The organism is Gordonia sp. B8661-1, assembly GCF_059427765.1.
Window position 1 is genome coordinate 836,108 of the sequence record NZ_JCAHRL010000001.1, and the last position, 21,700, is coordinate 857,807.

Annotated in this window: 15 protein-coding genes; 5 read left to right on the top strand and 10 right to left on the bottom strand. The window is 68.3% G+C overall.

Annotated elements, in window-relative coordinates:
* The first annotated feature begins 123 nt into the window (after positions 1-123).
* Positions 124-1,098: an alpha/beta hydrolase gene (locus AC4JJG_RS03950; protein ID WP_495398831.1), complete on the top strand. Its 975-nt coding sequence runs from the start codon at positions 124-126 to the stop codon at positions 1,096-1,098.
* A gap of 72 nt (positions 1,099-1,170) precedes the next feature.
* Here the strand turns inward: AC4JJG_RS03950 and purD are convergent, their stop codons facing one another.
* The 4 genes from purD to AC4JJG_RS03970 all read right to left on the bottom strand — a co-directional run bounded on the left by purD (position 1,171) and on the right by AC4JJG_RS03970 (position 7,144).
* Positions 1,171-2,424: a phosphoribosylamine--glycine ligase gene (purD, locus tag AC4JJG_RS03955; RefSeq protein WP_495398830.1), complete on the bottom strand. Its 1,254-nt coding sequence runs from the start codon at positions 2,422-2,424 to the stop codon at positions 1,171-1,173.
* A gap of 83 nt (positions 2,425-2,507) precedes the next feature.
* A complete protein-coding gene (locus tag AC4JJG_RS03960) occupies positions 2,508-3,695 on the bottom strand; it encodes a low temperature requirement protein A (RefSeq protein ID WP_495399601.1) in 1,188 nt (395 codons plus the stop codon).
* Positions 3,696-3,782: 87 nt separating this feature from the next.
* Positions 3,783-5,870: an ArnT family glycosyltransferase gene (locus tag AC4JJG_RS03965; protein WP_495398829.1), complete on the bottom strand. Its 2,088-nt coding sequence runs from the start codon at positions 5,868-5,870 to the stop codon at positions 3,783-3,785.
* Positions 5,867-7,144: a glycosyltransferase gene (locus AC4JJG_RS03970; protein ID WP_495398828.1), complete on the bottom strand. Its 1,278-nt coding sequence runs from the start codon at positions 7,142-7,144 to the stop codon at positions 5,867-5,869. The genes AC4JJG_RS03965 and AC4JJG_RS03970 overlap by 4 nt, the downstream gene beginning before the upstream one ends.
* Before the next feature lie 319 nt (positions 7,145-7,463).
* Here AC4JJG_RS03970 and AC4JJG_RS03975 point away from each other — a divergent pair, with 319 nt between their 5' ends.
* On the top strand, positions 7,464-9,701 hold the full coding sequence (locus tag AC4JJG_RS03975) for a DEAD/DEAH box helicase (RefSeq protein WP_495398827.1): 2,238 nt from the start codon (positions 7,464-7,466) through the stop codon (positions 9,699-9,701).
* Between the two features lie 22 nt (positions 9,702-9,723).
* On the opposite strand, the gene AC4JJG_RS03980 is transcribed toward AC4JJG_RS03975, so the two are convergent.
* Positions 9,724-10,149 carry an HIT family protein gene (locus AC4JJG_RS03980; protein WP_495398826.1) on the bottom strand — a complete coding sequence of 142 codons (426 nt, stop codon included), beginning with the start codon at positions 10,147-10,149 and terminating at the stop codon, positions 9,724-9,726.
* Positions 10,150-10,288: 139 nt separating this feature from the next.
* On the opposite strand from AC4JJG_RS03980, the gene AC4JJG_RS03985 reads away from it, so the two are divergent.
* Together AC4JJG_RS03985 and AC4JJG_RS03990 are read left to right on the top strand one after the other, a co-directional pair.
* Complete coding sequence (locus AC4JJG_RS03985; protein WP_495399600.1) at positions 10,289-11,290, top strand: DNA adenine methylase; 1,002 nt, start codon at positions 10,289-10,291, stop codon at positions 11,288-11,290.
* A gap of 30 nt (positions 11,291-11,320) precedes the next feature.
* Positions 11,321-12,160: a hypothetical protein gene (locus AC4JJG_RS03990; RefSeq protein WP_495398825.1), complete on the top strand. Its 840-nt coding sequence runs from the start codon at positions 11,321-11,323 to the stop codon at positions 12,158-12,160.
* Between the two features lie 152 nt (positions 12,161-12,312).
* Here the strand turns inward: AC4JJG_RS03990 and AC4JJG_RS03995 are convergent, their stop codons facing one another.
* The 4 genes from AC4JJG_RS03995 to AC4JJG_RS04010 form a co-directional block, all read right to left on the bottom strand.
* Positions 12,313-13,719, bottom strand: coding sequence for a sensor histidine kinase (locus AC4JJG_RS03995; protein WP_495398824.1), 1,407 nt, complete (start codon positions 13,717-13,719; stop codon positions 12,313-12,315).
* A complete protein-coding gene (locus AC4JJG_RS04000; RefSeq protein ID WP_495398823.1) occupies positions 13,716-14,441 on the bottom strand; it encodes a response regulator transcription factor in 726 nt (241 codons plus the stop codon). The genes AC4JJG_RS03995 and AC4JJG_RS04000 overlap by 4 nt, the downstream gene beginning before the upstream one ends.
* A 68-nt stretch (positions 14,442-14,509) precedes the next feature.
* Entirely contained in the window at positions 14,510-15,703 is a 1,194-nt protein-coding gene (locus tag AC4JJG_RS04005) for a winged helix DNA-binding domain-containing protein (RefSeq protein WP_495398822.1), read from the bottom strand.
* The gene (locus tag AC4JJG_RS04010) at positions 15,700-16,098 is read right to left on the bottom strand and encodes a RidA family protein (RefSeq protein ID WP_495398821.1); all 399 of its coding nucleotides are present in this window, start codon (positions 16,096-16,098) and stop codon (positions 15,700-15,702) included. The genes AC4JJG_RS04005 and AC4JJG_RS04010 overlap by 4 nt, the downstream gene beginning before the upstream one ends.
* 359 nt (positions 16,099-16,457) lie before the next feature.
* On the opposite strand from AC4JJG_RS04010, the gene AC4JJG_RS04015 reads away from it, so the two are divergent.
* Positions 16,458-20,240: an nSTAND1 domain-containing NTPase gene (locus tag AC4JJG_RS04015; RefSeq protein ID WP_495398820.1), complete on the top strand. Its 3,783-nt coding sequence runs from the start codon at positions 16,458-16,460 to the stop codon at positions 20,238-20,240.
* A 9-nt stretch (positions 20,241-20,249) separates the two neighbouring features.
* Here AC4JJG_RS04015 and AC4JJG_RS04020 read toward each other — a convergent pair whose 3' ends face one another.
* A complete protein-coding gene (locus tag AC4JJG_RS04020) occupies positions 20,250-21,590 on the bottom strand; it encodes a lipase family protein (protein WP_495398819.1) in 1,341 nt (446 codons plus the stop codon).
* Positions 21,591-21,700 lie beyond the last annotated feature (110 nt).

The following is a 21,700-nucleotide window of genomic DNA, read 5'->3' on the forward strand; positions in this document are numbered from 1 at the left end:
TTGTGGTCCAGCCCACGCGATCACACGTCACATCGTCCACATCCGGCACATCGGTCACATACTCGGCGTGGCGTCCTCGCGTGATTCGGGGCATGACGCGAAGCCCGGTACCCTGGTGAACCGATGACCGGCGAACCCACGACTTCACCCCGGCCCGAACAGGATTCGCGCCGACCGGACCCGACCGCACAGATCCGCGGTCGGGTCACTCGTCGTTCGGCCCTGCTCGGCGGTCTGGGTGCGGGCGTCATCGGGGCATTGGCCGCCTGCGCACCCCAGACCTCGACGACGGTGGAACCGCGGAAGCTCGAGACGCATGCCGCCGACGACGAGTTGCCGTCGGAGACCGAGAAGGCCACCGTGGCCGGCGGCCCGCCCATCGTCACCGGCGTGTTCCCGTCGGCCAAGATGAACGGCCGACCCACCAAGTGGGCCGTCGCCCGCCCCAACGGCGTGACCGGCCGACTGCCCGTCGTCGTCGTGCTGCACGCGCTGAACACCAACGAGATGTCGATCTTCTCGTCGAAACTCGACATGCAGGGCGCCCTGCAGAAGTACGTCGACGCGGGCAACGCCCCCTTCGCGCTCGCGGCTGCCGACGCCGGACGCAACTACTTCCATCGCCGGCTCGACGGGTCCGACGGCGCCGCGATGATTCTCGACGAGTTCCTGCCGATGCTCGCCGCCAACAAGGATCTGGACCTGAGCACCGACCGGATCGGGCTCTTCGGATGGTCGATGGGCGGCTACGGCGCCCTCCGCCTCGGCGCACTGCTCGGGGCACCCCGGGTCGCGTCCATCGCGGTGAGTTCGCCTGCGCTGTGGGCGGATCCGCGCAACTTCCCGCCCCGCGCCTTCGACGGGCAGGCCGACTACGACGCCAACTCGCTGTTCGGCAAGCAGAGCGCATTCGCGAAGATCCCGCTGATGATCTCCATCGGCTCGAGCGATCAGTTCTTCACCTACACCCGCCAGTGGGCTGCGGGCCTGCATCCGCCCGCGGCCTTCGGGACCTCGGCCGGCGGCCACACCAATCGGTACTGGCGCAGTGTTCTGCCGGATCAGATCGAGTTCCTGGGACGGAACTTCACCAACTGAGCTCTGGGGTGACGCTCACGCATTCCGCTTACGCTCAGCCGATCTGGTGAGCTTTAGCGGATTCGGTGAGCATCAGAGTCGGATGTCTCCGTCGAGTGCGGCCTTCCCGATGTCGGTGCGGTGATGCGAACCGGGCAACGTGACGGTCGCGATGCGGTCGTAGGCCTGCGCGCGCGCCTCGGCGAGGTCGGCACCCGTACCGACGACGGCGAGCACCCGTCCGCCCGACGACACCACGGCACCGTCGGCGTTACGGGTCGTCCCCGCGTGGAGCACGCCCTCGCCGTCGGCCCCCGTGATCGGATCGCCGGTGCGTGGCTTGCCGGGATAGTTCTCGGCCGCGACGACCACGGTGACCGCTGCCCCATCGGCCCATTCGAGCGCGGGCAGTTGATCGAGCGTGCCGGTCGCGGTGGCGTTGAGTGCTTGTCCCAGAGGGGATTTCAGCAGCGCCAGCACCGCCTGCGTTTCCGGATCACCGAACCGGCAGTTGAACTCGACGACCGACGGCCCGTCCTTCCCGATGGCCAGACCCGCGTAGAGAAGACCCGAGAACGGTGTGCCTCGCTTGGCCATCTCGGCGGCTACGGGCTTCACCACCTCGTCGACGATCCGCTGCGTCATCGCCTCCGGCAGCCACGGCAGCGGTGTGTAGGCCCCCATGCCGCCGGTGTTCGGGCCGCTGTCGCCGTCGCCGACCCGTTTGTGATCCTGCGCCGGGATGAGCGGCACCACCGTCTCGCCGTCGACCAGGGAGAACAGCGAGACCTCCGGACCGTCGAGGAAGGATTCCAGCAGCACCGGATGGCCGCTCTCGATGAGGTCGGCGGCGTGGGCACGAGCCGCGGCGAGATCGTCGGTGACGACGACCCCCTTGCCCGCGGCCAGTCCGTCGTCCTTGACCACCCAGACCGGTCCGAACCGTGCGAGCGCGGCGTCGATACCGGCCGGGCTGTCGACGATCTCGCTATGCGCGGTCCGTACGCCGGCAGCAGCCATCACATCCTTGGCGAAGGCCTTCGATCCCTCGATCTGCGCGGCCGCGGCATTGGGGCCGAACGTCGCGAAACCGGCCTCCCGCAACGCATCCGCCACACCGAGCACCAGCGGCACCTCCGGCCCGATGACGACCAGATCCGCCTGCACCTCACGCGCCAGCGCGACCACGGCCTCCGCGGAGGCGACGTCCACCGGATGATTCGTCGCGATCGCCGACGTCCCGGCATTACCCGGGCCCGCGTGCAACTCCGTCACCGACGGATCGGCGGACAGTCCGAGAAGAAGGGCATGTTCGCGGCCGCCCGAGCCGATCACCAGTACGCGCACGGCACTGACTCTAGTGGACCGTCCACGGACGTCACCGAAGCGCGCGGCCGAGTGCATAGCGCGGACGAGCAGCCGCAGCGGTGTCAGCTGTGGACGTCTCGGCGCCGCACACCGACGATCTCGTCCAGTACGACCATCAGGGCCGGCGCGCACGCCGCGACCACGATCGCGACGATCACCGATACTCCGGCCGCGGCGAGCCAGACGGCACCGCCGAGCACCGCCACGGCGCCGACGGCCATCGCGATGCCCAGGACGTCGAAGGGCATCAGGTACTCGTACATGACGATGATGCCGACGCAGTAGATGCCGAGCGGGATGGCCAGGCAGGCGACGACCGCGCCCGCCGGGATGTGGGCTTCCCCCTCCAGATACAGCGCACCGACGTGCAATCCGGCGCCGACGGCGGCGGCCGACATGAAGATCAGGATGTGTCCGTAGCCCCAGAGGAAGCACTTCTCCCGCCGGGCGTGCAGGGCATCGCCGACGGGCACGATGAAGTACAGCCACCACATGGAGAACGTCAGCCCCATGGCGGCCAGGCCCAGGACCGCGGTCTCCACCGACCAGCCCTGCGTCTGGATGAGCGCGCCGAGCACCGCGACGGTGCCGACGACCCCCTCACCCAGGGTGACGATGGTCAGCAGCGAATACCGTTCGGCGATGTGGTGGGCATGCCAGGGTGTGCCGCCGCCCCTGGTCTCCGCGATCACCGGACCGGCCATCTCCACGACGACGCCGGCGATCATGGCGAACAACGTGGGGAGCGGCGCCATGTCCGCGATGACGACGGCCACCCAGATCACCTGCGCGAGCAGCGTCGCAGCGACGTAGATGAGGCAGGCACGCCGGTAGCGGGTGCTCTGCACGGCCGCCCGGATCCACTGGGACACCATGCCGACACGCATCACGATGTAGCCGATGACCATGACGCGGTTGTCGACGTGTTCGTGGTGGGCGAGGGATTCGAAAACCGGCGGCACGCCGAGCGCGATGATCGCGACACCGATCATCTGCACCAGAACCGTCAGCCGGAAGAACCAGTCGTCGGTGTCGAAGGCCGAGGCGAACCACGCGAAGTTGATCCAGGCCCAGATCGCGGCGAAGGTCGTGAGCAGGCAGCCGAAGATCGCCACCTGATAGTGGCCTTCGGCGAGTTGTTCGGCGACCTGGGTGCCGACGGTGGCGAAGGCCACCACGAAGACGAGGTCGTAGAACAACTCCAGGCTGGTGGCGACGCGACCGCCCTCGTGCGTGTCACGGCCGCCCATCCGGCGCATGCGATGCCCGATCGATGTGGTCACATCGGCACTGTAGTGGCTGTGCCCCTCATCGGCCGGGGATCGCCCGCGTGGTCGTCAGTTGTTCGGTGCCGTCAGGTCGTAGAGGGTGGTCGAGCAGACGGTCGTCGCGGTGAAGTTCTCCTCCACCCATGTCCGAATCTGCGCCGACGGTTGATCGGCATTGCCGCCGCCCGGTCCCCCGCGACCGCCGCCGATGAAGAAGTGGATCTTCCCTTCCGCCACGAGTTTCTGGAACGCGGCGAGAGTCGGCGACGGGTCCGAGCCGTTGAACCCGCCGATCGGCATCACCGAGTAGCCGGTCGCCAGCTGGTAGCCGGACGCCTCCATGGAACCGACCGCGGCCGCCACCCAGGTGAACTTCCCGGCATGCTCCGACAATGTCGCCATCACTTCGGCACTGGGCGTCGATCCTTTCAGGAAGCCGGGACCGCCCGGTCCACCGCGCTTACCGTCCACTCCGGGTGCGCCGTCGGGGCCGGGCCCGCGCCCCGGCATGCCGGGTAATCCACCGGGCCCGCCGCCGGGTCCGGGGAATGCTCCGGGCGGCGAGAATCCGCCGGGACCGCCGGGGAAGCCCGGTCCGCGACGAGGTCCGCCTCCGCCGGGGCCGAACTCGCCGGCGATCCGTGGGCCTGCACTGATGATCGAGCCCTGCTTGGCCGTGGTGACGGTGTCGACGGTGTAGGCGAGGGGTCCGGCCAGTCCGGCAAGAAGCGCCAGGCCGGCAGCGACCGCGGCGAACCGTGGGCGATCGGTCAGGAACATCAACGCTGCCGCGACGATCCCGACGATCAGCACGGTCCAGCGCAGCCAGGGCACGAAGTCCGGGGCACGGTTCAGCAGCACGAATCCCCACACCGCGGCGATCACCACGGATGCCGACAGGGTGATCCGCACCCACCACACGTCCCGGGCGCTCCAGCAGACCGCGGCACCACCCGCGACGACCGCCGCGACCGCGGGAGCCAGCGCGGCCGTGTAGTAGCTGTGGAAGATGCCTGCCATGAAGCTGAACACCGCCATGGTGACGAGCAGCCACAGCCCCCACATCGTGAGGTAGGCGCGCTGGGCGCCGGTGTTCGGCGCCGGGAGCGAGCCGGATTCGTGCCGCGCCCTGCCGAGCAGCAGCAGCGCGACGACGAGCAGCACCAGAGCGGTAGGGATCAGCCAGGCGATCTGGCCGCCCTGCGCGGGGTCGAACATCCGCAGCCAGCCGGTCTCGCCCCACATTCCGCCGCCCGGGCGACCACCCGGTCCGCCATAGCCGCCGCCGGGGACGACGCTGCCGGTCTCATTGCCGTTCAGCCGGCCTAATCCGTTGTAGCCCAACGTCAATTCCAGTATCGAATTGTTCTGCGAACCGCCGATCCACGGACGCGACGACGCAGGCCACAGTTCGACGATCAGCAGCCACCAGCCCGCGCTCACGATCAGTGCCCCCAGTGCGGCGAACAGATGGCCGATGCGCGTACGCCAATCACGGTGTCCGAAGGCCAGATACGTCAGCGCCAGGGGCGGGACGATCAGCATCACCTGCAACTGCTTGGTGAGGAACCCGAATCCGACGAACACCCCGGCGAGAATCATCCAGCGGATGCGTCCGTCCTCGATCCCGCGCAGGGTGGCCCAGACAGCCGCCACCATCAACAGGATGAGCAGGGCTTCGGGATTGTTGAAGCGGAACATCATCGCGGCGACCGGCGTCAACGCCAGCACCACTCCGGCGAGGATGCCTGTCCAGTGGCCGAAGTACCGGCGCGTAATGACGTACAGCAGCGCGACGGCGGCGACGCCCATCAGCGCCTGCGGCACCAGGATCGACCATGAGTTGACACCGAAGACCCGCGCCGAGAGCGCCGGAATCCACAGAGACGCAGGCGGTTTGTCGACGGTGATGGAATTGGCCATGTCCGACGACCCGAAGAACCACGCCTTCCAGGATTTCGATCCGGCCTGGATAGCCGCCGAGTAGAAGGAGTTGGCATAGCCGTTGATCGACAGATTCCAGAGGTTGATGATCGCGGTACCGATGATCAGCGCTGCCAGTGAGGTACGCTGCCCCACCACGGATCTGGCCGGGGTGTTAGTCGTCGTCGCCGGCGCACCGGGTCGCGCCGGGGTGGCGGTGGTGAGGGTGGTCATCGTGCGGTCTCCTGTCCGACGGTCCGTGCCGCCAGGTGATGACGGAAAATCCATCGCAGACCGACGAATCGAGTAAGGGTGGCAACGAGATTGGCGATCACCAGGACGGCGAGCTCCACATGTTTGCCCGCGTCCGGAACGAGGTGATGGAGCCCGAATAGCGCACCCGCGGTGACCATCCAGCCGAACGCGAAGACGCCGAGACCGAAGATCTGGTGGCGCACCGCGTCGTCGCGGCCGCGGACACCGAAGCTGAAACGCCGATTGGCCGCGGTGTTCAGGATGGCCGTGATGGCCAGGGCCAGGAAGTTCGAGGCCTGGGCGCCCACCATCGCGTGGAGCATCAGGTACAGCGCCGCGTAGGCGGCGGTGGACAGCACGCCCACCACACAGAATCGTGCCAACTGCCCGACCAGACCGACCGGCACGCCGTCGATCCGTGGTCCCGGTGAACGGTCGCGCCCGATCGTGGCGCGCAGGTCGGCGATGGGCAATCGACCGGCGGCGAGAGCGAAACCGACACGCGCACAACCTTTCAGGTCGGCGATGGCCGTCGCCACGATGTCGACGCTGCTCGTCGGATCGTCGATCCAGTCGACCGGAACCTCCGCGATGCGCAGGCCGATCCGCTCGGCCAGCATCAGCAGCTCGGTGTCGAAGAACCAGCCGGAGTCCTCGACGTACGGAAGGATCTCCCGCGCCACGACGGTGCGCATGGCCTTGAATCCACACTGCGCGTCGGAGAACCGGGCGCGCATCGTGGTGCGCAGGATCAGGTTGTAGGAACGGGAGATGAACTCGCGCTTCGGCCCGCGCACGACGCGCGACGCACGGGACAGCCGGGTGCCGATCGCGATGTCGGAGTGACCGGAGATCAGCGGTGCGATCAACGGCATCAACGCGTTGAGGTCGGTGGACAGGTCGACGTCGCAGTAGGCGACGATCTGCGCGTCGCTCGTGCGCCAGACGGCGTTGAGAGCACGACCGCGCCCCTTCGCATCGAGGTGGACCACCCGTACGCCACCGACCTCCTCCGCCGTCGCCGCGGCGATGGACAACGTGTCGTCGGTGCTCGCGTTGTCGGCGACGGTGATCCGGGCGGGATACGGCACGTGGGTGCGGAGGTGCTCGGACAGCCGTCGGATGGCGCGCTCGACGTCGAGTTCCTCGTCGTGCACCGGAACCACGATGTCGAGGACCGGGCCGCGCACCGAGGTATCGGCGATGATCGTCGCGGGTGCGGCCGCCATCGGCCGCAGGGTGTCTGTGGGCATGGAGCAAGAGTCGGACACCAAACTTCGCCCACTCTGGGCCGACGCTGTCAGGTTCCTGAGAGCGCCGCACTCAGGTGGGGCGCACCGGAACCCGCAGGTCGACGTGGGTGCCCACCGCCGCGTCGAGCACCGCCATGCAGAGGTCATGACTTGCGGCGGCTGGTGCCGAATCGGGAGGCGGCGGTTCCGGCCGCATAGTATGCCCACACAGAATTCCCCTGTGGGACAGTCGAACTGGATAATCCAGTCCGTGATGCTGTGCGGTGAATATTCTGTGGGCCACTCGCCCGGTGTCGGTATCGAACGATAGATTGGCGGCATGTCCTCCCCCACTGCCACGCTCACCCCGGAACAGCAGGTCGTCGCGGACGAAGTGATCGGGAGCCTGGCCGGCCCGGGAGCGCGGCTGCGCGACGACCAGCTCGCCGCGGTGGCCGCACTCGTCGGGAGTTCCGGCGCCGGGAGCGAAGCGAGCGGGCCAGATCGTCCCGGCGCCGGGAGCGAAGCGAGCGGGCCACATCGCTCCGGCGCGCGTGTCCTGGTCGTGCAGGCGACCGGCTGGGGAAAGAGTGCTGTGTACTGGGTTGCGACCGCGATCATCCGGCGGGCCGGCGCCGGTGACGGCGCGAACGGCCCGACGCTGATCGTCTCGCCGCTGCTGTCACTCATGCGGGATCAGGTGGCGGCCGCGGAGCGAGCGGGACTGCGGGCGGCGACGCTCAATTCGTCGAATTTCGACGAGTGGTCGGCGATCGAGGAGCAACTGCGCTCCGGTGAGCTGGATGTGCTGCTGGTGTCGCCGGAGCGGCTGGCCAATCCGGGTTTCGGGCGGCGGGTGCTGGATGCGCTGTCCGGCGAGCTGGGGTTGCTGGTGATCGATGAGGCACATGCCATCTCGGACTGGGGACACGATTTCCGTCCGGATTACCGGCGGGTGTCGGATGTGCTGCAGACGCTGAATCCGCAGACCCCGGTCCTGGCGACCACGGCCACCGCGAACGCTCGTGTCACCGAGGACGTCGCCGCACAACTCTCCTCCCGGGACGGCTCTGCGCCGCCGCTCGTGCTTCGCGGTCCGCTGGCGCGGAAGTCATTGCATCTCAATGTGATCGACGGGCTCTCCCCCATCGAGCGCTATGCCTGGGTTGCCGAATACCTGCCGAAGCTGCCGGGGTCGGGCATCATCTACGTGCTGACCGTCGCCGATGCGGACCGGCTGGTGGGTGCGATCCGCGCCGTACACGGCGCCGGGAGCGCAGCGAGCGGGCCGCATCAACACGGCGATGATTTCCCGGTGGCGGCGTACACGGGTCAGCTGGCCTCGGAGGAGCGCCACCGGCTCGAGGATGCGTTGTTGCGCAACGAGATCAAGGCTCTGGTCGCAACCTCGGCATTGGGTATGGGCTACGACAAACCGGATCTCGGATTCGTGGTGCACGTCGGTTCACCGCCGTCGCCGGTGTCGTACTACCAGCAGGTGGGTCGTGCCGGACGCGCCCTGGACGAGGCGGTGGTGATGCTGCTGGCGTCGAAGGCCGACGACGCCATCTGGGATCACTTCGCCACCGCGACGATCCCCGACCCGGACCGGATGCGGCGTCTCCTGGACACCCTCGACGCCGCGGACGGACCGATGTCCGTACCACAGTTGGAATCGTCGACGGGTTTCCGCCGGGGCCGAGTGGAGTTGATGCTCAAACAGCTCGCCGTCGACGGGGCGACCGAGCGCGGCCCGGACGGCTGGGAATCCACCGCCGCACCGTGGTCGTACGACGCCGAGCATTACGACGGCGTGCTGGCCGTGCGGCAGCGCGAGGCCGACATCATGCGCGCCTATGTCGGCGGCCGCGAATGTCTGATGCAATTGCTGACGTCGTCCCTCGACGATCCGGCGGCGCAGCCGTGCGGGCGGTGTTCGGTGTGCCGGGGTGCGCTGACCGAACCGCTGTCGTCGGACGTGCCGGCGGAGACGGTGCGCACCATCACCGGAACGCTACGTCGGGCCGCACTCCTGCTGGAGCCGCGAAAGATGTGGCCGGGCGGCGCTTTCGGGACGCGGGGCCGGATCTCGCCGGACCTCGCCGCGGAGCCCGGGCGGGTGCTGGCGCACGCGGACGCACCGGAGTGGGTGGAGTTGCTGGCGGCCGCGAAACGCGGTGACGACACCGCGATCGGTGAGCTCGGCGATGCCGCGGTCGCCACGCTGTCGGCGTGGGTGCGGGAGACCGGGGTACGGCCGGACGTCATCTGCTCATTGCGATTGACCGGCACGGTGCTGGCCGAGCGCCTGGCCGCGCACCTCTGCGAGGTCGGGCGCCGGCCGGGCACGCACTACCCGGTACGCGCGGGCGACGGTCCGGGCCGCGACGCGACCGGCGCCACCGAGGCGATCTACTGGCGCGATCACCTGGGCGACACACCGGACGTCGCCGGCCAGGTGGTGCTGCTGGTCGTCGACGAGACGTCGTCCGGGTGGCCCGTCACCCTGGCCGCCGCCGCATTACGCGGCGCCGGTGCGCAAGCCGTGCTCCCGCTCGTTCTTCACCGCACCGTCTGACGAGCCGTTTCGGCAGGGTGGACTAGTCGGCGACGTATTCGCCGTAGCCGGTGTCACGCAGGGCGGCGCGGATCTTGTCGGCGGCGGCGTCGAGTTCCGCCGGATCGGGATCGGTGTCGGCGTTGGTGAGGTCGAAGGACTCCAGTGTGTGCGCCGGGAACACGTGCAGGTGCACATGCGGCACCTCGAGGCCGGCGATCAGCAACCCCATCCGCGGTGCGTCGAAGGCCACCTTCACGGCGCGGCCGACCTTCTGCGCGACATCGGAGAGATGGGTGAAGGACGCGGTGTCCATCTGCTCCCAGTGGTCGACCTCCTTGCGTGGCACCACCAGCACATGGCCGGGGGTGACCGGGTTGATGGTGAGGAACGCGACCGCCTGGCCGTCCTTCCACACGAAACGTCCGGGGAGGTCGCCGTTGATGATCATCGTGAAAACCGAAGCCATGGCTCCACCCTAGTGTCCGCACGCCGGTGTCACGGCGTGGATTGTCGGTGCGACGTGACATCCTTTGTCTGTGAGTCGACCGGAGTTCACGTCCAGTGACGTGGTGGAGCGGGCGCAGCGGTTTCCCCGCCTGCGCTATATGGGGTCGAAGTACCGGCTGCTCCCCCATCTGGAGCGCACGTTCTCCGAGATCGGCGGGCAGACCGCGGTCGATGCGTTCTCCGGTTCCGGCGTCGTCTCGTACCTGCTCAAGGCGCAAGGTTTCGCCGTCATCAGCAACGACTTCCTGAACTTCCCGCACATCATCACACGCGCCACCGTGGCCAACTCCAGCGTCCGGCTCGAGCCGGAACTCGTCGACACCATCTGCGGGCCGCCCGCCGACGACCGCGACTTCATCCGGAGCACCTTCGACGGGCTGTACTTCACCGCGGAGGATCGCGCCTTCCTCGATTCGGCGTGGTCCCACATCGACGGTCTGCGCGGTTACCGCCGCGACCTGGCGATCTCCGCACTCGTGCTGGCCGCGGCCCGTAAACAGCCGCGCGGGGTGTTCACCTTCACCGATTCCACCCGCTATGCCGACGGCCGCCGCGACCTGCGCATGTCCCTGCGCGACCATTTCCGGGAGCGGGCGACCGGCGAGTACAACGCCACGGTGTTCAGCAACGGCCAGACCAATCGGAGCGTGTCCGGTGACGTCTTCGATCTCGACACCACATCGCTCGGCGCGCCACCGGATCTCGTCTACCTGGATCCCCCGTACGCGCCACCTACGGACGACAACGACTACATCAAGCGCTATCACTTCCTCGAAGGTCTGAGCGCCTACTGGCGCGACATGACGATCATGGAACACACCAAGACCAAGAAGCTGACGAAGCGTTTCACGCCGTTCGCCTACAAACGCACCATCGACGACGCCCTGGTGCGCACCTTCGAGCATTTCGCCGACGCCGGGGCCATCGTGCTCTCGTATTCGTCGAATGCGTTGCCCGACAAGGACCGTATCGTCGATCTGCTCGGCAAGGTGAAGCCATCGGTCGAGGTCGTCGCCATCGACCACAAGTACAGTTTCGGCACCCACGTGGCGGCGACGCGTCGCGATGTGAGCGAGTATCTGTTCATCGGGCGCGACTGACATGCACACAGCTGCCGTGGATCACACGCGATGAGTGACGCCGGGACCTTCGACGACTATCTGACAACCCTGGGCCGCTTGACCTCTCACGTCGATCCGACGATGTCGACACCGGAGGCCGAACACCTGCGCCGGGCCACCGACAGTCTCGGCGATCTCCTCGACACGGACACCGCGGGGCTCGCCGCGTGGGTGCGTGATCACCCCTCCGATGTGCCGCTGCTCGGCCTGACCGTCGGATTGTCGCAGGAGAAATTGAAGAACGTGCTGCGCGACCGGTTCGGGACGACCGGCTGGCACGGTGTGGCACGCAGCAAACCGGTGGAGCTGATCGACTGGCTGGACACCGAATTCGATCTGTTGCGTCTGCTGTCCACCCAGCTGAACCGCACCTATACCTTCGCCGACATCCTCGTCGCACGCGCGGGCACCCGGGCCACCGCGACGCGCGCCGGCGCCTCCGGCCGCCGCATCGAGGACGAGATCGAGTCCATCGCAAGCGATCTCGGACTCGATTACGTCACCCGGTCCCGATTCACCGGACGCAACGGCCGCACCGCGCCCGCCGATCTGATCATCGGCGATCCGACCACCGCCGACATCGTGGTGGCGGCCAAGGGATTCGACTCCACCGGCAGCAAACTCACCGACGCGGTCCGGGAGATCGAGGAGATGGCCGAGGTCCGCCTGCCCCGGCAACTCGTGCTCGCCGTCATCGACGGCATCGGGTGGAAGTCCCGGCAGTCCGACCTACGGAGGATCCATCAGCTGTGGGCGGATCGGCAGATCGACGGCATGTACACCCTTGTCAGTCTCGACCGGTTCCGCGACGACGTCGCCGAGTTCGCGGCACTCCGACGGCTGATCTGAGCCCTGTGATCGAGTAGGCCACCGCACACCGCTGATCGAGTAGGCCGCGAGCGTAGCGAGCCGCCGTATCGAGATCACCTGTGCGAGATCTCGATACGCGGGCTCGCTGCGCTCGCACGCTACTCGATCAGCGGGTCACGTCCGCTGCCGAATCACTCCGCGAGCCGCGGCAGACGGACCCAGAAGGTCGATCCCGCACCGGGTTCGGAGTCCACGCCCACCGTGCCGCCATGCGCGTCCACGAGGGCCGCGACGATCGACAGGCCCAGCCCGCTGCCGGTCCCGGAATCGGTGCGATGCCGCGAACTGTCACCGCGATAGAAGCGCTCGAAGACATGTGGAGCGTCGTCGGGTGACAGACCCGGCCCGGTGTCGGCGACCCGGATCACCACGTCGTCCCCTTCGACTTCGACGGTGAGCGTGATCGTCGCGTCGTCCGGGGTGTGCACGATCGCGTTCGTGACCAGATTGCGGATCACCTGATGCAGGCGTCGGCCGTCGCCCGACACCATCGGCGGCTCCTCCGGGGCGGTCACCTCGAACCGGATGTCGCGCTGCGGCGCGGACACCGTCACCGCGTGCACGACATCGGCGGCGATGGCCAGCACGTCGACGGGCAACTCCGCCAGCGGCCGCTGGGCGTCGAGCCGCGCGAGGATCAGCAGATCTTCGACGAGCAGCCCCATCCGTCCTGCCTCGTCGTCGATCCGGCGCATCGCGTCGGACGCGTCGGGGACCGCTCCCTGCTTGTACAGTTCGGCGAATCCTTTGATCGACGTCAACGGTGTGCGCAGTTCATGGCTCGCGTCGGCGACGAACCGGCGCATCTCCTCCTCGGATCGCCGGGCCTGCCGCTCCGAGGCCGCGGTGGCCGCGAAGGCCCGCTGGATCTGGCCGAGCATGGTGTTCAGCGACGCGGAGAGACTGCCCACCTCGGTATTCGACGGGGCATCGGGCACCCGACTGTCCAGATTCCCCGCCGCGATCGCATGCGCGGTCTCCTCGACACGGCGCAGCGGTCGCAGGCTGTTACGCACCAGCAGGTGGCTGAGCAGTCCGATCACCAGCACGACGACCGTGCCGATGCCGACCTGCAGCCAGATCAGCCGGGAAACCGTGGCGCCGACGTCGTCGAGCGGCGTGGCGACGATCGATTCACCGAACTGGTTGGAGGACTTGATCAATCGCCATCGGGTACCCGAGCCACTGGCCGACGGCACCGTGACGGGGCCGCTGTCGGGTGGCAGTCCACGCAAATCCGGGGTGTCGTCGAAATCGTTGTTCCCCAGGGTCGTCCCGTCGACCAGAGTCGTCATCGCGAAGTAGCGGGACGGCGGACGACGGGGGCCGACGGGCGGCCCCGGCATCGGGGACTGCTGCCGCGGTTTCGCCCACGTCTCGATCGCCGCCTCGAGTCCGCGGTCGGTGCGCGAGATCAGATCCTTCTCCATCGCGGAGGTGACCGCGAGCCCCGACGCCAGCAATCCGAGCACGACCAGCACCAGGGTGAGCGCGATCAGCGAGATACGCAGTGGGACACCGCGTGCGCCCAGCGTCATTCCCGCGGTTCCCGCATCACGTACCCGACTCCGCGGAGCGTGTGGATGAGACGTTTGTCGCCGGTGTCGAGTTTGCGCCGCAGATACGACACATAGGACTCCACCACGTTCACCTCACCGCCGAAATCGTAATTCCACACATGATCCAGGATGCGTGGCTTGGACAGCACCGTCCCGGCGTTCACCATGAAGTAACGCAGCAGCGTGAATTCGGTGGGCGACAGCGACACGAGTTTGCCTGCCTTCCACACCTCGTGCGTTTCGTCGTCGAGTTCGAGATCGGCGAACGTCAGCCGCGACGACGCCTTCTCCCGGCCGTCGAAGCCGCTGCGGCGCAGCAATACCTGAAGACGCGCGACCACCTCCTCGAGCGAGAAGGGTTTGGTCACGTAGTCGTCGCCGCCGATCGTCAGCCCGTTGATCTTGTCCTCCACCGAATCCCGGGCGGAGAGGAACAGTGCAGGCGCCTCGATGCCGTCGGCACGGAGCCGCTTGAGTAATCCGAACCCGTCCATCCCGGGCATCATGACGTCGAGGACCAGCGCATCCGGTTTGACGGTGCGGCAGATGTCGAGCGCGGCCGGACCGTTCGCCGCCGTCGTCACGTCGTAGCCCTGGAACTTCAGCGACACCGACAGCAGTTCGCGGATGTTCTCCTCGTCGTCGACGACGAGGATCTTCGCTCCGGGGACACGGTCGGAGCCATGGGCGGTGTCGTTCATCCCATCACTCTCCCGCGCGCGACTGCCGCCCGTCTGACCAAATGCTGGGAGCTTCCTGTGAACGCTGATCAGGGGCGCATGAACGGCGCCGGATATCCCGGCGTCGGTCGCACCTCGCCGAGCCAGGAACGTAGTCGTTCGGCTTCGGCATCGAGAGCCTTCCGCGCCGCGGCGGGCAGTCGCTCGAAGACGTCGACCTCGACCGCACCGTCGTCCTTGCGTTGTCGCCAGCCACCGACGATCCGGCCGTCCCACCACGCCGTCTGGCCACCGTTGCCGTTGCTGTCGAAGACCCGTCCGGCATGTGCGCCGAGATAGAAGTCCCGTTCCTTCCAGCCCATGGTAGCCGGATCGAGTTCGGGCAGCAGCAGGGCCTGCGGTGCGACCTCGTCCTCGGCGTCGGGATCCTCGGGCAGGTCGTCGGGGAGTAGGTAACCGGTTTCGCCGCGATCGAGCCGCACCTCGACGATCTCGAGTTCGGCGAGCGCGGACCGGACAGCCGTCTTGGTCGAGCCGAGCCACCACACCAGGTCGGTCTCGGTGCCGGGACCGAAGGTCGCGAGCCAGCGGCGCACCATGGCCCGGTGCCCGTCGGCGACCGAGTACGCGGGCAGCCGCTCCCCCAGCCACGCCGCCATCCCCGTCCAGGCGGGCCGCGACTGATGCCAGCCGCCCGCGTTCGGCCCGCGCACGATGTCGCCCGCCGCACTCATCATGTTGAGCACCCTCGGGCCCATCGGCATCCGTCCCTCCCAGGACTTGCCGACGCCCTGCGTGATGTAGCCGTCCAGAGCGGACAGACGTTCACGCAATTCCGACGAGGTGCGGGCCGCACCGTCGGCCAGATCGTCGAGGACGGCGGTGCGGGCGCGATCGATCCAGGCCTCCGGATCGTCGAAGTCGGGACTGCGCCGAAGATCGCGCAGCATGTTGGTGCGTTCGGACGCGGCCACACGCGGACCGACCGCACCGACGGCCTCGGCCAGGACGTCCCGCGTCATCACGAACAGCGTGCGCCGCATGGCGAGCTGTTTGACGAGGGAGCGGTCGAGGTACAGGGCGTTCGACATCGACTCCGGCTCGAAGTCCGTCATCCGCGCCCAGGTGGAGAGATAGACCGTCGACGCCGTGGTGGCATGCAGTCCGACGACCGAATCGGCGATCTCGGTGACCGACGACCCCCGGGCCTCGCGTGCGAGGCGGTGCCTGCGCAGCAATCGGGTGCGGCGTGCGGCGTCGGAAAACGCCGGGAGGACCGTCATGCGGACGGAGCGGCGACGGCCTCGATCTCCACGAGCTGATCGTCGTAGGGCAGCACCGTGACACCGATGGCGATGGCGGGAGGCACCGGCGTACCGAAGGTCTCGACGACGGTGTCCCACGCGACGGTCAGGTCGGCCTGGAGGCTCTCGGCGACATACACGGTCAGCTTCGCGACATCGGCGAGCGCCGCACCCTGTTCGGCGAGGACCGTCGACAGGTTCGTCAGGCACTGACGGGTCTGCCCGACGACGTCGCCGGGCGCGACGATCGTGCCGTCGGCGTCGAGGGGACTGATGCCTGCGGTGAAGAGAAGCGGTCCGGATGCGACGGTCGCGCTGTAGGCGAAGCCCCCGTCCGGCAGTGTCGATGAGCCGTTGAGGCGAACACGCGTCATGCCCGCGATCCTATGCGGGCTTCGGTGGTGCCACGAGTCCCCGTCCGACCCGAGCGGGGAATCGTGGCGGTCAGCGTCGTCGCACGACACGCACCCCCGACTGGGTGACACGGCGACGTACCTCCGCGCGTCGGGCGACGAGCACTGCCGACAGTCAACTGCTTCCGCACACACGCGTCCACCTTTCGGACGACAAAGCCAGTAAATTCCCAGGTAACACTGGTGAACGAAAAATCCGGACCGGACATCACCGGTACCGGTTCGCGCAATTCCGGGGAGGTCGACTGGTCGCTGCGCGGCGCCGTGCCGCATGATGTACCGGTCGGGGGCACCTGGGGGCAGGGCGACGTGAGGGTCGAGTGGACTTCGGTGAGGCATTGGCCCGGCTGTTCGTACAAGCCGGGCGCCCGACACTCCGCGCGGCAGCTTCACGATTCCATCTCTCCGCCCAGCGCATCAGCGACTGGCGCAACGGCAGGCATCTGCCCCGGGATTTCGCGACCGTCGAACCACTCCTCGTCTGGCTGACCTCGCGTGCGGTGAGCGACGGCGCCGCCGACGTCCTCACCATCCCCCAGTGGCGCGACCTCTGGGCACGTCATCTGCTGGCCCAGCAGACCTCCGAGGACTCCGACGGCTCCGCGACACCGGCCTCGATCACCCGTCCGTTCGCCGGACTCGCGAGTCTGACCGCGCGCGAGGGCGCCCTCTACTTCGGCCGCGACGACCTGGTGGCCCGTCTCGTCGACACCGTCCTGGAGGCCGCGGCCGCACCGTCCGGGCCCCGCCTCGTCGTGGTGACCGGTGTCTCCGGGTCGGGGAAGTCCTCACTCCTGAACGCCGGCCTCGCCCGCGACGCCCGGTTGCCGGCACCACGGCACGCGTCGGTCTATGCGGGCGGACTCAGCCTGCCGGACACCGAACCCGACGCCACCTCCGACGAACCGCAGCCGGACGTCGTCGTCATCGACCAGTTCGAGAATGCCTTCGCACTGGGCGGTGAGCAGGTCGCCGCCGTCGTACACGACATCGAGGAACTCGCTGCCGACACCGTGGTGATCCTCGGTGTGCGAGCCGACTTCTTCGGTCAGTGTGTCGAGTTCCCGGTCCTCGCCCAGGCCTGGCAATCGCGGTGCATCATTGTCTCGGAGATGACCGACGCCCGGCTGCGGGAGGTGATCGCCGGGCCGGTGCGACTGGCGGGCGGACGCATCGAACCCGGTCTCGCCGACGTGCTCATTCACGACCTGCACGCCGCATCGCCGATCGGCGACCGGGCGGGCAGCCTCCCCCTGCTCGCGCATGTCCTCGCGGCGACCTGGGCGCGCCGCGCCGGGAACCGGATGACCGTCGCCGGCTACCGCGCGACCGGCGGTCTCGCCCGGGCCGTCGCCGACACCGCCGAGTCCGCGTGGGCGTCGGTGGATCCCGGTGACCGCGACCTGGCCCGCGCCCTGCTGATGTCGCTGATCCACATCGGGCCCGCAGGCATCGCGCTCCGCGTCCCGCTGTCCAACGCGGCACTGGTCGATCGTTTTCCCAGCCGCGTCTCGGCCGTCATCGACGCGTTCGCGCAGGCGCGTCTGCTGGTCGTGTCGACGGATTCGGTGGCGCTCGTGCACGACGTCGTACTCACCTCCTGGCCACGCCTGGCCGAATGGATCGCCACCGACTCCGGCATCCACATGTGGCGTCAGCAACTCGACGCCGACACCCAGACCTGGATCGACGCCGACCGCGACCGCGACATGCTCTACAGCGGCACGCGCCTGGAGGCCGCGCGCGTACACCGGGAGTCGCTCACGCGCACCTATCACCACATGCTGTCCTCCGACAGCGAGGCATTCCTGGACGCCGCGGGACAGCAGCAACGCGTGCGGCGTCTGTTGCGGATCGGGGCGATCGTCGCCATCGGCACGCTCGCGGTGGTGTCGACGATCGCCGCCGGCATCGGGCTCCGGCAGGCACATGACCTCACCGCACAGCGCAATACGGCCGAACAGGCCGCACTGTTGTCCCATATCGAGAGCCTGCAGCAGACGAACCCGTCGGTGGCCGCCCGGCTGCTTCTGGCCGCACATCGGCTCTACCCCGACGACATGACGGTCACCCAGCGCCTGCTGGGCGCGGCCTCGAGCCCGATGAGCCGGACGCTGCCCGGGCACAGCGGACCCGTGTACGACGTGAACGTCAACGCCGACGGTCGGCTGATGGCATCGGCAAGCGGCGATCGCACGGCGCGCCTGTGGAGTCGCTCCGACGACGGTGTCTTCCGTCCGGTCGCCACTCTCGACGGCTACCGGAATTACCTGACCTCGGCCACCTTTCATCCACGTGACCCGCTGCTGGCGACGGGCAGCGGCGACGGCAGCGTGCGGGTGTGGGATATCCGCGACCCGTCGCGGCCTCGGCAGATCTCCTCGGTGGACACCGGGCGCGGCACCGTCTACATGACACGATTCGCCGCCGACGGCCGGCACCTGGCCGCCACCGCGGACGACGGGTCGCTCATCGTCTATGCGGTGTCCGGGGACGGCACGCTCACCGAATCATCGGTGACGCCTGCACATCTCGCGGCCGCGCGCACGCTCGCCTACAGCCCCGACGGGCGGCTCCTCGCCACCGGCGGCGACGACCGGGTGGTGCAGCTGTGGGACGTCGGGGACCCCGGACGGCCGGTACGGCTCGCGACCCTGACCGGCTTTCCCAACATCACCCATGCGGTGGCATTCAGTTCGGACAGCCGGACACTCGCGATCACCGGCGACAGTCCGAACGCGCAACTCTGGGACGTCCGGAACCCCACTCGTCCCGCTGCCATCAACACCGCCCTGCCCAACACCACCGCCGGGTCGTGGTCGATCGCGTTCAGTCCGGACAACACCCATCTGGCGTCGCCGCGCGCGGACGGGGCGGTGCGGATCTGGAACACCGTCGATCGCTCCGACCCGTCGACGCAGTGGTCACTGCAGGCCGCGAGCACCCTCGGCGAACCCGAACAGGGTTCGGTCCGAACGTTTTCCGCCGTCTACACACCGGACGGGCGCAACCTGCTCGTCGGCCGTTCCGACGGCGGCATCGACCAGTGGACGATGCCGACCGGCGTGCTACCCGATCGCGGCGCGATCATCACCGACATCGCCGTCGAGGGCAACGTACTGGCATCCGTGGGGACGGATGCGCGCCTGAACATCTGGTCGGCCGACGGCGAGCGGCCCTGGCGGCAGCAGGGCGGCGCACACCTGGAACGCCGCGTGAACGATCATCCGCGGGTGTCCCTCAACGAGACGGGCACCATGGCCGCGACGGCAAACAACAACGGCGGCCGGGTCGAGCTGTGGGACATCCGTCACCGCGATACCCCTGTCGCGGCAGGCGATCTGCGGCTGTCGACCAGGTACACCAACCCGGTCGCCTTCGCCCCGCACGCCGACATCCTCGCCACCGGCGCCGACGACCGGAGCATCCAGATCTGGAACACCACCGATCCACGCGGTCCGATCCGCATCGGTCCGCCGCTGACCGGTCCGACCGACCTGATCCGCTCCGTCGCCTTCAGCCCCGACGGGCGGCGCCTCGCGGTCACCTCCGACGACAAGCACACCTATGTCTACGACCTCGACGAGACCGGCCGCAGCACAACGGATTCCCGGCCGGCGACGGTCATCGCCGATCACAGCCCCGGCGCCCAGGTGATGTTCGGCAACGACGGCAACACGCTGATCGTCGCCGCCCGGGACCTGACCGTCTGGCACGTCGGCAACCGCACCGCGACGCAGATCGACAAGGCGCCCAACACCTTTGCGTCGACACTCGCGCTCATGCCGAACCGGCTCGTCGTCGGCACCGCGACACATCACCTGGTCACCTATCGGCTTGGCCCCGACGGCCGGCTCGACGACCGCCGGGCCATCACACCGTTGATCCCGACCACCGACTCCACCTCGACCTGGCAATTCCCCGAGCGGATGCCGACCGACGACACCATCATCGCGGGCGGCGACGCCACCGGCAGCCTGCAACTCCAGACCACCCGGCTCGACGTCGCGCAGGACTGGATCTGCCGGACGACCGCCGAACTCAGCGCCGACGACCGATCGGACTATCTGGCTCACGCGGCCGCCGGATCGGAGTGCGGCTGATGCCGTCGCCTAGGCGCGCATCCGGGCCGACAACCAATCGATGGTCTGCATACCGAAGAGGTCGGTACCCCAGCCGTAGATGTTGGTGATGAAGTTGATCATGCTGCAATCGGTCGGCTGGTAGTCGACGCGTGTGCCGCCCGCACGGTAGTCGCGGGCCAGTGCGCGTGCGTCGGCTGCGGGAACGAGCGACATCGGGGAATCGTCGGCGGCGCAGGAGGCGATGAGCACCGGGGCGTTGGGTGCCTTGCGGCCCAACTGGTTATCGCGGTAGACCGGCTGGAAATCGGCGATATCCGCGGGATTCTGGCCGCTCCGGAACAGGGAGCGCAGCGGCACGAACGGCGTGCCGAAATATGCTGTCTGGCACTGCGTGCGGAAGGTGTCGGCCAGCGCCTTGCCCGCCGGGTTGAGCTTCTCGTCGAGCTTCATCTCCGGGTAGCGGGGCTCGAGGCCGACGAGCGTGGCGAAGGCGAATCCCGAACCGAGCGAGCCGTCGGACATCTTGATGAAGTTGCGCTGGTTCACGACCATGCCCTCGAGGACGGTGCCCTTGATGTTGAGTTCGGGTGCGTAGTCCTGCGCGTTCTCGGCGGCGAACGCGGCGCCGACACCGCCACCCGCGATGCCGAACAACGAGATCGGCGCGGTCTTCGAGAGGCCGGCCTGCTTATTCGCCAGGGCCGCGCGGAGTCCGTCGAGAAGCGTGTTCCCGCCGTAGCGCCCGGCGAACACACCGTGCGGGCGCGGATCACCGTTGTTGCCGACGTCGCTGATGACGACGGCGTAGCCCTTGCCGAACATCTGCGCCAGCGGCCCGAGAGCCGACCACGACGCACCGTCCATGGGATTCGAGCCGGTCCACATCGTCGACGGGTGGCAGTTGGCACCGACACTGTCGTTGGCGAACTGATAGCCGACGATCGGTCGCGTGGCGTCGGACCTGCCGTCGCGCGGCACCATCATGATCCCGGTGGAGATGTCGGCCTCGCCGTGCAATCCACGCGTCACGTACATCAGCTGATACGCATCCAGCTTGCCCGGACGGTAGCCGGTGAACTGGACGGCGACCTTCCTTGCCTTGAGCAGGGTGCCCGCCTTCTCGCCACCCTTCAGGCGGGGCTCCCGGAAGAAGGGATCGCTCGCGTCGATGGGGCGGAAGAGCTCGCCGGGCGATGCCAGCCGGCCGCTCGTCATCGCGCCGACGACATACCCGTTGAACACCTCGTTCAGGCCGGGGGTGCGATTGGGCGGCTCTGCCTGCGCCGGTCCGGCGAGAGCACCGGTGGCGAGGGTGGCCGCGACGGCCAGCACCGCCGCGAGAACACGGATGGCGATCGGACGCTTCACTGATAGATCACTTTCATCATTCCCCGACGACTGAGCCCCGAGCCGGGGCTCACGGGTGCCGAACGAGACGAACATTAGATGGCGTCTCGTTGCGAGGGCAAGTTTCCACC